Consider the following 14434-nt stretch of genomic DNA (forward strand, 5'->3'; position numbering starts at 1 on the left):
GCCCCCTAGCGTGAGATTTCTTCGCCCGGAGGCTTTGGCGGATTGCGGAACTTTGCCCCCTTCCACCACAGTTTAAGCGCCTGCCAATGGATCAGCGCTTGCACCCTCCGCGAGCCAAACGGGCGACGCAGGCAGGCGCGCAAGATCGCGCGATTGGTCAAACCCAGCCGTGCGCCGGTCAGCGTGGCGATCAACCCTTCGTCGCCCGCGCTGTAATCAATCCATATCCCGATCTTCTCAGCGCAAATATCAAAGCGAAAGCGATAGCTGCCCGCAACGGGTTGAAACGGCGAGACATGGAAGATTTTCTGCGCCTCTACGGTATCATCGCGCGTCAGCGGCGCCAGATCATCGCGGTGGCACAGATAGCTGTGACGGCTGCCATAGGTGTTTGACACTTCGGCAATCACCACCCGCAGGCCGCTGGCGTCAAAGCACAGCCAGAATGACACCGGGTTGAAGACATGGCCCAGCACGCGCGGCTGCGCCAACAACAAAATCTCAGAGGCCGCTGGCAATCCCTGCTCTGCCAGCACCTGCCGCACCCATGCCACCCCACGCCCAGCCCGCGGCGGCCCGCCATGATCCACGTCATGAAGCGCCAGCAGATTGCGACGGTTGCGCGAAAACAGCCAAGGCCCGCGCGCGGTGTCGGGGTCCAGCAGCACATAATCCACCCGATAGCTGAACCGATTGGCCACAGCCCCGCGCCGCCCGTGAAAGGTCGTGCCTGCGATGTAGTCAACGCTGCTCATCCAGCGGGAACCCGCTGGCGCATGGCATCGACCACATCCACAGCACTGGCAAAGCCATCCTCATGAAAGCCGTTGCGCATCCACGCGCCGCAGAACCATGTGTTGCGCTGACCGTTCATCGCCTTGATCACCTTTTGCGCCCGCAACGCCGCGCCATCATAGACCGGATGGCGGAACGTCACCTGATCATAGATCAGCTCTTGCCGGATCGGTTGATTGGCGTTCAGCGTCACGAACAACGGGTCATCCTGTGGGATCGGCTGCAAAGAGTTCATCCAATAGGTCAAATCAATCTTGTCAGGCCGCGCGCCCTGCGGCTCGGTATAGACCCAACTTGACCAGCATTTGCGCAAGGCCGGCATCACGCTGGCATCGGCATGCAGAATGGCATCATTCGGCTGATAGCGCACGGCGGACAGCGCGGCGGTTTCGGCCTCAGAGGCGTCTGAAAGCAGCCGCAAGGAATCGTCAGAGTGTGTGGCAAGGATCAGATCGTCAAACAACTCCCACTCACCGCCCTCGGCCCTGACCATAACGCCATCAGCGACGCGCTGAATACCGGCGATTGCGCTGCCCAACCGGATCTCAACGCCGTGACGCAGCAGATCGGCCTGCAAGCGGCTGACATAGGCGGTCGAGCCGCCCTTCACGGTGAACCATTGGTGTTGGTTGGAAATCTGCATCAAGGCGTGGTTTTGAAAGAACCGGATCAACGCCTGCGCTGGAAAGGCCATTATGTCTTGCGGCGGCGTCGACCAGATCGCGCCCGACAGCGGCAGGATATAGTAATCGCGGAAATACGGCCCCGTGCGCAACATGGCCAGCAGATCGCCAATGGTCAGATCCGGGTGGTCAGGGCTATCGGCCAAGGCGGCGGCATGTTTGTTGAAATGGGTAATATCGCGGCACATCCGCAAAAAGCTGGGGTTCAGCAGATTGCGGCGCTGCGCAAACAGCCCATCCAGATCGCGCAAAGCATATTGCAGCCGCCCGCCTCCGATGCTTGCGCCAAAGCTCATATTGCTGGGCGCGATGGGCACGTCCAACGCCTCAAACATCTTCAGCAGATGTGGGTAGTTCACCTTGTTGAACACGATAAAGCCGGTGTCCACAGGCTGATCGCCACGCTTACCAGCGATGACGGTGCGGGCATGACCGCCCAAACGGGTCTCTGCCTCAAACAACACCACCCCGTTGTCTGGGGCCAACTGATGCGCCGCTGCCATCCCCGCAATGCCACCGCCAACAATGGCAATCCGGCGTGGTGCTTGAGCGAAAGTCTCGAACGGCATCGGCTGTCCCTTATTGGTATTTGCTATAATACGCGCCGAAACCCGCGTCGGATCATCTTTTCCAGTGATCCAGATACGTCGCGCCCGCGTAAAAGTTTCATGTTGCTTGACCTTACCCTGCACCAGCCCATCTATGGGCCAAAGCCCGCAAATCGGCGGATGTCTTGGCGTGGAGTGGCCAATAGCGTGACCGGACGTATCGAGCAGACCGATTTTACTGCGCTGATGCTGGCGGTCAGGGATCAACAGGATCGCGCGGCTTTTGCGGCGTTGTTTCAGCATTTTGCGCCGCGCGTGAAAGGGTTTTTGATGAAATCCGGCACCGAAGCCGCCTTGGCCGAAGATTGCGCGCAGGATGTCATGGCGGTGTTGTGGAACAAGGCCGCACAATTCGACCCGGCGCGGGCAAGCGTGGCGACATGGGTGTTCACCATCGCCCGCAACCGCCGCATCGACATCGCCCGCCGTGCCCGCCGCCCGGAACCCGAGGTTTTGGATTGGGGCCCCGACACCGAACCTGATCAGGCCGAGATTTACGAGGCCGGGCAGGAAACCGCGCGCTTGGTGGCGGCCCTGTCAGACCTGCCCGAAAAGCAGCGCGCTTTGATTCAGCGGGCGTTTTACGGCGAATTGTCACATTCCGAAATCGCGGCTGAAACCGGTCTGCCACTTGGCACGATCAAATCCCGCATCCGACTGGCGCTTGAGCGTCTGCGGCAGAATTTAAGCTGAGGCTATGGCATGAGCATCCGTCACCACCTGTCTGACCCCTTGTTGATCGCCTATGCGGCAGGCACCCTGCCCGAGGCGTTCAGCCTGCTGGTCGCCACCCATGTCTCGATGTGCGACACCTGCCGCGCCGCTTTGGCGGCGTTCGAGACCGTCGGTGGCGCCGTGCTGCAGGACTCTGCGGTGCCGCTGGCAGAAGACGCGCTTGCAGCGGCGATGGCGCGGTTGGGTGCGCCCGAAAAGCGCGAGGCCATTGCGAAAAGCGATGCCGGGGCGAAAAGCGATGCCGGGGCGAAAAGCGATGCCGGGGCGAAAAGCGATGCCGGGGCGAAAAGCGATGCCGGGGCGAAAAGCGATGCCGGGGCGAAAAGCGATGCCGGGGCGAAAAGCGATGCCGGGGCGAAAAGACTGCCGAAACCCGGCGATCTTCCGGCACCCTTGCTGGATTACATCGGCGGCGATCTGACGGCGGTAAAGTGGCGCAGCTTGGGGATGGGCGTGCGGCAGGCGATTTTACCGACCTCAAAAGGTGCATCAGCGCGGCTTTTGTATATCCCCGCAGGCCAAGCCGTCCCCGATCATGGCCATCGCGGCACCGAGCTGACGCTTGTGCTGCAAGGTGCTTTCCGCGATGCGACCGATCGCTTTGGCCCCGGCGATGTCGAGATCGCGGACGAAGATTTGCAACATATCCCCGTCGCCGACGCGGGCGAGCCCTGCATCTGCCTTGCTGCAACCGACGCGCCGTTGCGCTTCAGCGCGCTGATCCCAAGGCTGTTGCAGCCGTTGTTTCGGATTTAGCCCGCCGCCCTGCCCCCTTCGCGCAGCCCAACTGCCTCTAGCGATGCAGCCTGACCACAATGACCTGACCGCTCATGGTCAGGTCTTCGTCAGACAGGATCAGATCATAGACGGCTAGCGCGCGGCCATTGACGCGGGCCGGCTGCAGGGCAAAAACCGCCAACATATCGCCGCCACGCAGTTCCACGGCACCTGTGATCACTGCCACCTCGGGCTTTGGCAGATGCCGCGCTGTCATCACGTTGAAATCGTCCGACGCCAAGGTGACCGCCTCGGCCCGGATCGGCGAATCGCCTGCAAAGCTCACCGGGATCAGCGGCTTGGCCAGTAAATGCAGCCCTTCCCCCACCAGATCAAAGCCGGGGCCGGTGATCACGGTAAGATTGCGCTCTACACCTGAAAAGATCGAAAACTCACCGTTTTCCACCACCGACGCGCGCGACAGCCGCCACAGCATCTCGCCGTTTTCCTCGACCTTCAGCATCTCAACCGTCACGCCTTTGCCATTGGCCCAAGGCATGGTTTTGTAATCGGCGGGTGTCAGATGCTGGATCATTCAGCGGCTCTGGTTGGGGTGGGTCCAGCGGCAAGGATTGGGGTCGGCTCGTTGCGCTCCAATTCCTCAAAATCAAAGTTATCAAGCCGCGCCGCGCGTTTGCCAGCCCGTTCGGCGGCGGTGGTGATGCCATCCAGATCAGCGCGCGCCTGATTGAAATGGGTCGAGAGTTTATCCACCCGCTCGACCACAATTTCGACATCGCGGTGCAATTGGCGCAACGTGGTGCGGATCGCGCCCGCCTGTTCCCGCATCCGCGCGTCTTTCAGCACAGCCCGCATGGTGTTCAGCGTCGCCATGCAGGTGGTGGGCGATACGATCCAGACGCGGGCGGTGAAGCCATCGCGCACCACTTCGGGGAAGTTTGCATGCAACTCGGCATAGACCGCTTCCGAGGGCAGGAACATCAGCGCGCCATCGGCGGTTTCACCGTCGAGGATGTATTTCTCAGAGATTGCCTTGATATGGGTGCGCACGGCGACGCGCAGTTGCGCCTGCGCCTCGGTCGCCTCGCGCGGGGTTTGCGCACGGCGCAGCGCCTCGTAGGCTTCCAGCGGAAATTTTGCGTCGATCACGATGGGGCCCGGCGGATTGGGCAGGTGGATCAGGCAATCGGCCCGCTTGCCGTTGGAAAGGGTGGCTTGCATCGTATAGGCGTCAGACGGCAGCGCCTTTTGCACGATGTCATTCAGCTGAATTTCCCCAAAGGCCCCACGCGCCTGTTTGTTGGCAAGGATGTCTTGCAGGTTCAGCACATTGCCCGACAGCTTTTCGATATTGGCCTGCGCTTTGTCGATGGTCAGCAAGCGTTGCTGCAACTCGCCCAGACTATGCGCGGTGCGGGTGGCGGTGCCGTGCAGACTTTCGCCCATGGCGCGCTGCACTTCGGCCAGCCGCTTTTCCATCAGCTGCAACATGGCGGTTTGGCTGTTGGTTTGCGCTTCCGAGACATGATGCAACCCACCCGCCAGCCGTTCCTGCCCCTCACCCAAGGCCTGCACCCTTTGGCCCAGCCAACCCATTTCACGCATCAAGGGCGCGGCCATCGTCGCCGAGCGACCAGCGGCGCGCAGAATCAGGATCAGCAGCAGGGCCAGCACCAAAATTGCACCGCCGATCAGCAGCACCTCGGGGGCGTTCCACGCGTAGGTTTGGCCGAACAAGGTAATCATCTGCGCCCGAAAAGCCTTTCGATATCGTGAAGTTTCAATTCGACATAGGTAGGCCGGCCATGGTTGCACTGGCCGGAATGGGGCGTGGCTTCCATCTCGCGCAGCAATGCGTTCATCTCTTCGGCGCGCATCTGGCGACCCGAGCGGATCGAGCCGTGGCACGCCATCCGGCTTAGGATCGCCTCGATCTTGCTTTGCAGCGATTGGCTTTGGCCAAGGTCTGAAAGTTCATCCAGCACATCGCGCAGCAAAGCGGCGGCAGAGGTGTTGCCCAAAATTGCAGGGATTTCGCGCACAGCGATGGCTGATCCGCCAAAGGGTTCAATGGTCAGGCCAAGGGCAGTCAGATCGGCGGCAGCGTCCAGCAGACGCTGGGCATCTGACGGCGAAAGCTCAACAATTTCCGGGATCAGCAGGGCTTGGGCCTTGATGCCAGTCTCAGCCATCTGCCGTTTCAGGCGCTCATAAACAAGGCGCTCATGGGCGGCGTGTTGATCGACAATCACCATGCCAGTGGCAGTTTGGGCGATGATGTAGTTCTCATGCACCTGCGCGCGGGCCGCCCCGAGTGGGGTGTCAGTGGGATCGGCCTGCGCAGCCTCGACCCGGGCCGAGGGGGTTTCGGCAAAGGGCAGGGCTGCAAAAGCTTCGGCGAAACCTTGGGCTTCCGGGGCTTGAAAGGCATAAGCACGACCAAGGCTGGCTTGGCTGGGGCGATCCATTTGGTAGATGCGGGGCACTTGATCCTGCGGCTCGGGGCGCATCGCGGCCAAAGTGGCATCCGCGACAGTGGTGCTGGCGCGGTGGCCAGCGCTGCTCAGCGCCGTGCGCAGGCCAGTGATGATCAAGCTGCGGGCAGCTTCAGGTTCACGGAAACGCACCTCGGACTTCGCCGGATGGACGTTCACATCGACCCGCTCGGGATCGCAGATCAGGTTCAACACCGCTGCGGGGTGGCGATCACGGCTAAGAAAATCGTAATAGGCGACGCGCAGAGCACCCAGCAGATTGCGGTCCAGCACCGGGCGACCATTGACGCAAACAAATTGCTGCACCGAAGATCCGCGCGAATAGGTCGGCAAGGCGGCGTATCCGGTCAGGCGCAAACCGTCACGGTCGATGTCAATTTTCAGCGCGTTGTCGATGAAATCACGGCCCAGAATATGCGACAAGCGGCCATGCAGCGCGTCAAAGAAATCCCCAGATTGGGGGTCAGCGCGAAAGATCGTGCGAGGGGCATCGCCTTCGGTGATCTCGGTCAGGGTGAAGCCAACCTGCGGTTCAGCCATCGCAAGACGCTTGATCACCTCGGCTATCGCTTGCGATTCGGCGCGGTCGGTGCGCAGGAATTTCAGCCGGGCGGGGGTGGCGTAGAACAGATCGCGCAACTCGATCACCGTGCCACGGGTGGCGGCGGCAGGCCGGGTCTGGCCCATGCGCCCCCCCGCAACGGTCAGGCTTGCGCCATCATGGCCATCGGCGCGCGAGGTCAGGGTCAGGCGACCGACAGCGCCAAGGCTGGCCAAAGCCTCACCCCGGAAACCGAACGAACGGATGTTAAGCAGATCAGACCCGTCGATTTTCGAGGTGGCATGGCGGGCGACGGCCAAGGGCAGATCGTCGGGCGTCATGCCGCAACCGTCATCGGTGACGCGGATCAGCACCTTGCCACCGGCAGAATAATCGACCGCGATGCGCCGCGCGCCAGCATCCAAGGCGTTTTCGACCAGCTCTTTGACGGCAGAGGCCGGGCGTTCCACCACTTCACCCGCCGCAATGCGGTTGATCGCGGATTCGTCAAGCGCGCGGATGATGGGGCGTATGTTGGGGGCATGCAGAGTCATGCCCCCAGTTCTAGCAGGAAGTGGAAGAAACCTCCACAGATTCGCTATTCGTTCACAACCCCTGTCGGCTGACCCACCACGATGAAATGCAGATCCTCGGGCTTGATCAGACGGGCAGCCACGCGCTTGATATCTTCCAACGTCACCGCCTCGACCTTCTCGTTGCGGGTCTTGGGATAGTCAGGCGTCAGGCCAAGATCCTGCATGCCGACCAAAATCGACGCAATCGTGTCATTGCCGTCGAACCGCAACGGATAGGCCCCGGTCATATAGGTTTTGGCATTGGCGAGTTCGTCTTCCGTCACGCCATCCTTGGCAACTTTCGCCCATTCTTCGCGGATCACCTTGATCGCCTCGGCCACCTTTTCGTTGCTGGCCTGAAACTGCCCCATCAGCATCTGCGCATGGTCAAAACTGGCAAGCGAGGTGCTGACGCCGTAGGTCAGGCCACGCTTTTCGCGCACTTCGGTCATCAGACGCGCCGAGAACCGACCGCCGCCAAGGATTTCGTTCAGCAGGCTGGCGGCAAAGTAATCAGGGTCAGAGAACCGCAGACCGCCTTGGCCGAAAATGATCATCGACTGCGGACCGGGGAAGTTTTCAACCGTGATACCGCCCTTGGTTTGCAGCGTGGCTTCGACAGGTTGCGGGGCACCCTGCGCGGGCAGATCGCCCAGCAATTTATCCAGCAGATCGCCCAACTCGGCTGCGGTGATGTCGCCAGCGGCAGCGACGGTGATGCGGTCGCGGGCGATGGCATCGTGGAAGGCCAGTTCAATATCATCGCGGGTCAAGGCGGTGACGCTTTTGATCGTGCCAGACCCATCCGAGCCATAGGGATGATCGCCAAAGCTGCGCTTGCGCTCCAGGTCCGCGGCAATCGCAGCGGGGTCTTTAGCGTCCGAGCGTAGGCCGGACAGCACCTGTTCACGCACCCGGTCCACCGCCACCTGATCAAAGCGCGGCTTGGTCAGCGCCGAATGAAGCAAGGCCATCGCCTGGTCGCGGTTTTCTGTCAGGAAATGACTAGAGACCGAAACGCCATCAAGATCGCTGTTAAAGCGGAACTCGGCGGCAAGGCCGTCGCGGGCGGCGGCAAAGCCTTGGCTGTCCAAAGCGCCCGCTCCTTCCTCGATCAGCGCGGTCATCAGATTAACCGCCCCGCGCGTCTCGGGCGTATCCAACGAGGTGCCGCCTTTGAAACGAATTTCCAGTGAGGTGAAGGGGATGCCGTGATCTTCGACCAGCCAAGCCTTGATACCACCCGGAGAGGTGACGGCCTGAATGTTAACCTCGGCCCGCAGCGGGGCAGTGAAGGTCAGCAGCAACACGGCGGCTTTCAGCAACATGCGCGCGCTCATTCGGCGGCCTCCTTGGTGGTCAGCCATCCGGTGACAGCTTGATCGCGGTTAAACACCAGCGCGGCCGCCGCCATCACGTCCTCGGGGGTGACGGCTTGCAGCACATCGGGCCAATCCTGCACATCCTTGACCGAAAGGCCGACCGCCAACGCCTCGCCATACATCCGGGCCAGACCGCCAGCATCGTCGCGGGCGTAGATCTGGCTTGCGCGAATCTGGGTCTTGATGCGGGCGAAATCGGCGGCGTTGACACCGTCCTTCATGAATTTGGCGATGGTCTGATCCATTGCGGTTTCGGCATCAGCCAAGCTAACCCCCTCGGCAGGCACCACGACAAGGCCAAAGGTTTGCGGATCAACCGAAGTGCCATCGTAATAGGCCGAGGAATACACCGCCGTCTGGCTGTCAAACTGCAAGGCTTTGGTCAGAACCGAAGTCGTGCCGGAACCGCCAAGCAGATTGGCCAGCACCGACAAAGCGGCGGCTTGCTTTTGATCGCCGGGGTTGCGCTCGGGTGCCATATAGCTGCGCGCGACATAAGGTTGGGCGACACGTTCATCCGCCAGCACCATGCGGCGCTCGGCCAACTGCGGCGGCTCTTGCGGGCGCTGACGCGGCTTGATCTTGTCCGACGGCGGCAGCGGCCCGTAATACTTCTTGGCCATCGCCAGCACGTCATCCGGCTTTACATCGCCCGCAACGATCAGAATGGCGTTGTTGGGCGCATAATAGGCGCGGTAGAACCCGATGGCATCGTCCCGCGTCAGACCCGCGATTTCCGCGCGCCAGCCGATCACCGGGGTGCCGTAGGGATGGTTAAGGTATTGCGCTGCGGACATCTGTTCTTGCAGCAAGTTGCCGGGATCAGAATCGGTGCGCTGGCCGCGTTCTTCCAGAATAACCTGCCGCTCTGTCGTCACATCTTCTTCTGACATGTTCAGATTGACCATGCGGTCGGATTCCATCTGCATCATCAGATCAAGCCGATCGGCTGCAACGCGTTGGAAATAGGCGGTATAATCCTGCGTGGTGAACGCGTTATCGTCGCCGCCCTGCTTTTCAACAGTGGCCGAAAACTCACCCGAGGGCACTTTTTCCGTGCCCTTGAACATCAGATGTTCAAAGAAATGCGCGATGCCGGAATGGCCTGCGACCTCATCAGCGCGACCGATCTTATACCAGACCATCTGCGTGACGACCGGGGCGCGGTGATCTTCGATCACCACCACCTGCATGCCATTATCAAGCGTGAAACTGCTGACCGTGTCGGCGCTTGCCACAACGGGCAAAATCGGCAGCGACAGGGCAATAAGGCCGAACATGGTGCGGCCAAGGGTGCGAAGCATCGCGGTCCTCCGTTGGATCGGCTTCGTATCTGGAAGCTCGCCGCAGGCTAACCGCAATGCCCGGCCACGGAAACCCGGGGCAACGGGGTTGTGATCACTCTTTCGGATTGCGCGGCGGTGCCGATGGGGTCCGCGCACCCGCCGCACGCCAGCGCAACAACTCTGCATGCTGATCCAGCGACATTTTCTCGTAGGCTTTGTAATAGACGTTCAGGTTGAACAGACGCTCCAGCGGGCGGCCCCGGTTCTTGCTGCGGAATTCCAGATCTTCAGCAGCCAGTTCGGCGCGGATACCCGGCGTCACGCCCTTGCGCGTGGCGTAATTGTAAAGCCCTGCATCGCTGACGCCAGTGGTCGCCGGGGGCTTGCCACCCAAAGCCACAATCGCATCATTTTCAGGGTGCGGGTCAGTCAGATTGCTGCCGCCGGGTGTCGGCGCGGGCAGATCACTCAATGAGGTCGGCAATTCCAGCGATTTTGGCGGCAGGATGGCAAATTCATCCGGCCCATTGCTGTCAGAGCGCAGGTTCATCAGCTCTGGCTCTGTGGCAGCGCAAGCCGTCAGCACCAACAACGCTGCGCCCGCGATTGCGAGAACCACCCGTGCTGATCGCATATTGCCGCCTCCACCAAGCCTTACCATCGTCGTCTTAGCCTATGATCCTGCCCGCGTCACGGGGTCTTTCGGCGCTTAGGCGCGGTTGGCTTGCCGGATTTCCCGGATTTGCCACTAAACAGCACCAAACCAATCGCCCCCGCAAAGATTGCGATGTCCGCGACGTTGAAAGAATAGGGGTTTTCAAAGCCACAGCACGACATGGTCAGGAAATCCGCAACATAGCCATAGGCAATGCGATCCACCACATTGCCCAAGGCGCCGCCGATCAGCAGCCCGCCCGCGATCATCGACCATTTGCCCGGACGCTCGCGCCGCAGCCAGATCAACACCCAAGCCGAGATCGCCACAGCCACCGCGATCAACACCCAGCGCATGAAATCTGCACTGTTGGCGAACAGACCAAAGTTCACGCCACGATTCTCGGCCCAGCGAAAGTTCAGGAACGGGTCGATCACGTCGATCTCGCCGCGCTCGCGCAGCGAAAGCAGGCGGATCACACCCAGTTTGCTGGCCTGATCCAACAGAAAGACGATGATCGCGGTAAGGGAAAGTGCGCGCATGTCAGTGCCTGAAATGGCGCTGATCGGTGAACACCATCGCCAATCCCGCCGCATCCGCCGCCGCGATCACCTCGTCATCGCGCATCGAACCACCGGGTTGGATGATCGCCGTAGCGCCCGCTTCGGCAGCCGCCAAAAGACCATCGGCAAAGGGGAAAAACGCATCTGACGCCACAACCGAGCCAATTGTCGGGCTTTGCGCCAAGCCAAGTGCATCGGCCATGTCGCCCGCCTTGCGCGCAGCAATGCGTGTCGAATCAATCCGGCTCATCTGCCCTGCCCCCACACCAACGGTCGCGCCATCTTTGACATAGACGATGGCGTTCGATTTCACATGCTTGGCAACTTTCCACGCGAACAACAGGTCTGCAAGTTCTGCGTCCGTGGGTGCGCGCTTTGTCACCACTTTCAGATCATCCGCGGTGATGCTGTCAGTGTCACGATCCTGCACAAGGAAGCCACCTGCAACCTGCTTGAACGCCAGCGACTTCTCGGCAGGATCGGGCAAACCCTTGGTCGTCAGCAAGCGCAGATTTTTCTTGCCCGCAAAGATCGCACGCGCCTCGTCGCTGGCACCCGGAGCAATCACAACCTCGGTGAAAATCTTCACGATTTCTTCGGCGGTTTCGGCATCAAGCGGTTGATTCAGCGCCACAATCCCGCCAAAGGCACTGGTCTGATCACAAGCATAAGCCCGCAAATAGGCCTCTTTCAGACTGCCCGCCGTGCCAACCCCACACGGATTGGCGTGCTTGATGATGGCGCAAGCGGGGCCAGCATTGGCAAACTCTGCCACCAGTTCAAACGCCGCATCGGTGTCGTTGATGTTGTTATAGGACAGCTCTTTGCCCTGCCATTGCTTTGCCGTCGCCACCCCCTCACGGCGCGAACCGTCGGTGTAGAACGCCGCCGCCTGATGCGGGTTTTCACCATAGCGCAAGCCCTGCGCCAGCACGCCGCCAAAGGATTTCGACCGCGTGAAGGGCTGGTTCAACTGCCCCGACAGCCAGCCCGAAACGGCGGTGTCATAGGCGGCAGTGCGGGAATAGGCGGCCAAGGCCAATTTCTGCCGAAAAGCCAAAGTCGTCGCACCATCATGCGCTTTCATTTGATCCAGCAACCCTGCGTAATCAGCGGGGTCGGTCAGCACGGTGACAAAGCGGTGATTTTTTGAGGCCGCCCGGATCATCGCAGGGCCGCCAATGTCGATATTCTCGATGCAGGTGTCGTGGTCGGCACCCTTGGCGACGGTTTCCTCAAACGGGTAGAGGTTGACGATCAGCAGATCAATCGGCTCGATCCCATGCGCGGCCATCGCCAGCAGGTGCTCGTCATCGTCGCGCAATGCCAAAAGCGCGCCATGCACATTCGGATGCAGGGTCTTGACGCGGCCATCCATCATCTCGGGGAAGCCCGTCACATCAGACACATCGCGCACCTTCAGCCCTGCGGTGCGCAACATCCCACTGGTGCCACCGGTGGAAATCAACTCCACGCCCTGCACAGCCAGTGCGCGGGCAAGGTCCAGCAGGCCGGATTTGTCGGATACGGAAATCAGCGCGCGGCCGATCGGAACAAGATTGGTCATGGCAGCCCTTTCAAGGTCAGATCGGAACCGGCATCTCGTCGCGGTCCAGATCACGGATGGCCAGCGGAGTATCCTGTGCTTTCGCCAAGGTCCAGCCGATCCGCGTCTCGAGATCGGTTGCACGAGCGGAAAGCACGATCTGCCGCGTCGGACGCGGTTTCAGACGGCCTTTTTCCAGAAAAACCGAAGGTTCCAGCGTCAATCGGGCGATACCATCATGGCGAAACACCCAGATTTCGCCACTTTTTAGGGCAAGTGAAACAGCCGAGCCGCCCATATCCAGCGCCGCATCGACATCCGGGTGCAGATGGAATCGCACTGCAAAGCCCGCACCCTGCAGTTGCGCCTCATTCATCAGCCGCTCAAACCGGGCGCGCTCGGCCTGTGTGCGGGCGATCAGCGCATCCATTCCGGCCAGTTTGCGGCCATCCTTGGTCAGCAGCAACTCGCGCGCATGGGTCAAGCCATGCGTCGCAGACCACCCCGAATGTGCCATATACAGATGCAAACCATCTGGCAGCTGGCCCTGCCGCAGCGACGTCACCTGCGCACGATCCACCAAGGCATCATGGCCAAAGGCCAGCAGCGGGCCCGGTTTCAGACGGCTTGACGAATAGCCCTCCACCGCCAGCGTCGCATGCGAGGCTGTCGCCCGCCCCGCCTGCCGCCACTCAGCGCCAAACGGCGCGCCCGAGCCACAGTTGACGATCACCGGCCGCCGCCCCGAGGTCAACTCGAACGCCCCGGTCGAAGCATGCGCCCACATACCAGCAGCCCCCCCCGGCGGCCGTGCGGCATCAACGATCACTGTCGTGCGCGCCTCGGCCAGCCGCGCAAAGCCCATTGCAAGCCCAAGCCCCACACTTGAGCCAGGCTTTACCCCGGTCGCGGCCAAAGCCAGATCCAACCGCCCCTCTTGCCCGCGCCCGCCCCCATGGAAACGCGCAAGCCCGCCGTCGGCATGGCGCAAAGCACGCAAGCTGGGGGCAATCCGCTCTAACGCCGCAACCAAAGCTGAAGGGGGGATATGCCCCGCCTCTGACAACGCCTGCTCGGCCCAAGTCAGCAGCGTGAAAACTTCTAGCAGTTCCTCGGGGTTGCGGGTGGGGATGCCGCCCATCGCGTCAATCTCGCGGCCACATTCCACAGCCAAAGCCGCCACCGCGGGGGCCACACGCGCCTCCATGCCCGTCAGCGCCAGCCCCGCATAGATCAACCCCGTCAGCGCTTCAAACCGCGGCAGGCCCGGTGCGGCATAGGCCCAACGCCGCGACAAAAACACCACCTGCGCCGAAAGGCTGCGGTAATAGGCCTCCGATTGCGCCCGATCACGCCCCTGCAACAACAGCAAAGCATGGTTGATCCAGCGGATCAGCCGCCGCCCGGTCAGATCTGGCGTCCAGCCGGGCCCCTGCCCCGCACCAAACCGCTCGATCCACCCCCAAGTCCACTCTTGCGCACGGGTCCGCGCGGCAAAATCACCCAGCGCGCCCAGATCATCCAGCCACAAGAAGCCATGCACCTCGGCAGGCGCGCCCGGATCGTCAAAGCCCACATCCCAGATCAGCGCCTTCGGAGCCACGACCAACTGACCGGCAAACTGGAAATTCCCCGCCACCAACTGCCGCCCGCGCGCATAAAGCCCGATCGAACGCGGCTCTGGCTGCGAGACAAACCCGGTCGCGGGTGCGGCACGCAGCGCGCGCCACATCGCCAGCCGATTGCCAAGGCTTGCCCTGCCGGGTGTGCGTTTCATTGCGTTCCTGTAACCTGCCAGCCCGCTTGTCTGCGGATCGTTGCGCCAACCATAG

13 protein-coding genes are annotated in these 14434 nt (G+C 61.5%); 2 read left to right on the forward strand and 11 right to left on the reverse strand.

Going from position 1 to position 14434, the window contains the following annotated elements:
* Nucleotides 1-5: 5 nt before the first annotated feature.
* Complete coding sequence (locus QQJ98_RS04215) at nt 6-755, reverse strand: DUF1365 domain-containing protein (RefSeq protein ID WP_284324079.1); 750 nt, start codon at nt 753-755, stop codon at nt 6-8.
* The gene (locus QQJ98_RS04220; RefSeq protein ID WP_284324080.1) at nt 752-2047 is read right to left on the reverse strand and encodes an NAD(P)/FAD-dependent oxidoreductase; all 1296 of its coding nucleotides are present in this window, start codon (nt 2045-2047) and stop codon (nt 752-754) included. The genes QQJ98_RS04215 and QQJ98_RS04220 overlap by 4 nt, the downstream gene beginning before the upstream one ends.
* A gap of 225 nt (nt 2048-2272) precedes the next feature.
* Between QQJ98_RS04220 and QQJ98_RS04225 the strand changes: the two genes are divergently transcribed.
* Nucleotides 2273-2779 carry a sigma-70 family RNA polymerase sigma factor gene (locus QQJ98_RS04225; RefSeq protein WP_284324592.1) on the forward strand — a complete coding sequence of 169 codons (507 nt, stop codon included), beginning with the start codon at nt 2273-2275 and terminating at the stop codon, nt 2777-2779.
* A 9-nt stretch (nt 2780-2788) separates the two neighbouring features.
* A complete protein-coding gene (locus QQJ98_RS04230; RefSeq protein ID WP_284324081.1) occupies nt 2789-3577 on the forward strand; it encodes a ChrR family anti-sigma-E factor in 789 nt (262 codons plus the stop codon).
* Nucleotides 3578-3614: 37 nt separating this feature from the next.
* Here the strand turns inward: QQJ98_RS04230 and QQJ98_RS04235 are convergent, their stop codons facing one another.
* The 9 genes from QQJ98_RS04235 to QQJ98_RS04275 form a co-directional block, all read right to left on the reverse strand.
* Nucleotides 3615-4133 carry a HutD/Ves family protein gene (locus tag QQJ98_RS04235; protein ID WP_284324082.1) on the reverse strand — a complete coding sequence of 173 codons (519 nt, stop codon included), beginning with the start codon at nt 4131-4133 and terminating at the stop codon, nt 3615-3617.
* Nucleotides 4130-5305, reverse strand: coding sequence for a DNA recombination protein RmuC (locus tag QQJ98_RS04240; protein ID WP_284324083.1), 1176 nt, complete (start codon nt 5303-5305; stop codon nt 4130-4132). The genes QQJ98_RS04235 and QQJ98_RS04240 overlap by 4 nt, the downstream gene beginning before the upstream one ends.
* Nucleotides 5302-7149, reverse strand: coding sequence for a DNA mismatch repair endonuclease MutL (gene mutL, locus QQJ98_RS04245; RefSeq protein WP_284324084.1), 1848 nt, complete (start codon nt 7147-7149; stop codon nt 5302-5304). Before mutL ends, QQJ98_RS04240 begins: the two co-directional genes overlap by 4 nt.
* A 44-nt stretch (nt 7150-7193) precedes the next feature.
* The gene (locus QQJ98_RS04250) at nt 7194-8498 is read right to left on the reverse strand and encodes a M16 family metallopeptidase (RefSeq protein ID WP_284324593.1); all 1305 of its coding nucleotides are present in this window, start codon (nt 8496-8498) and stop codon (nt 7194-7196) included.
* An 8-nt stretch (nt 8499-8506) separates the two neighbouring features.
* Nucleotides 8507-9856, reverse strand: a complete 1350-nt coding sequence (locus QQJ98_RS04255; RefSeq protein WP_431307791.1) for a M16 family metallopeptidase — start codon at nt 9854-9856, stop codon at nt 8507-8509.
* A gap of 94 nt (nt 9857-9950) precedes the next feature.
* Nucleotides 9951-10472: a DUF3035 domain-containing protein gene (locus QQJ98_RS04260; RefSeq protein ID WP_284324085.1), complete on the reverse strand. Its 522-nt coding sequence runs from the start codon at nt 10470-10472 to the stop codon at nt 9951-9953.
* Nucleotides 10473-10528: 56 nt separating this feature from the next.
* A complete protein-coding gene (gene lspA, locus QQJ98_RS04265; RefSeq protein WP_284324086.1) occupies nt 10529-11035 on the reverse strand; it encodes a signal peptidase II in 507 nt (168 codons plus the stop codon).
* 1 nt (nt 11036) lies between these two features.
* Complete coding sequence (gene purH / locus QQJ98_RS04270; protein WP_284324087.1) at nt 11037-12623, reverse strand: bifunctional phosphoribosylaminoimidazolecarboxamide formyltransferase/IMP cyclohydrolase; 1587 nt, start codon at nt 12621-12623, stop codon at nt 11037-11039.
* A 16-nt stretch (nt 12624-12639) separates the two neighbouring features.
* Nucleotides 12640-14379: a heparinase II/III family protein gene (locus QQJ98_RS04275; RefSeq protein ID WP_284324088.1), complete on the reverse strand. Its 1740-nt coding sequence runs from the start codon at nt 14377-14379 to the stop codon at nt 12640-12642.
* Nucleotides 14380-14434 lie beyond the last annotated feature (55 nt).

It is taken from the genome of Cypionkella aquatica (assembly GCF_030161095.1).
In the GTDB taxonomy this organism is placed as follows: Bacteria; Pseudomonadota; Alphaproteobacteria; order Rhodobacterales; family Rhodobacteraceae; genus Cypionkella; species Cypionkella aquatica.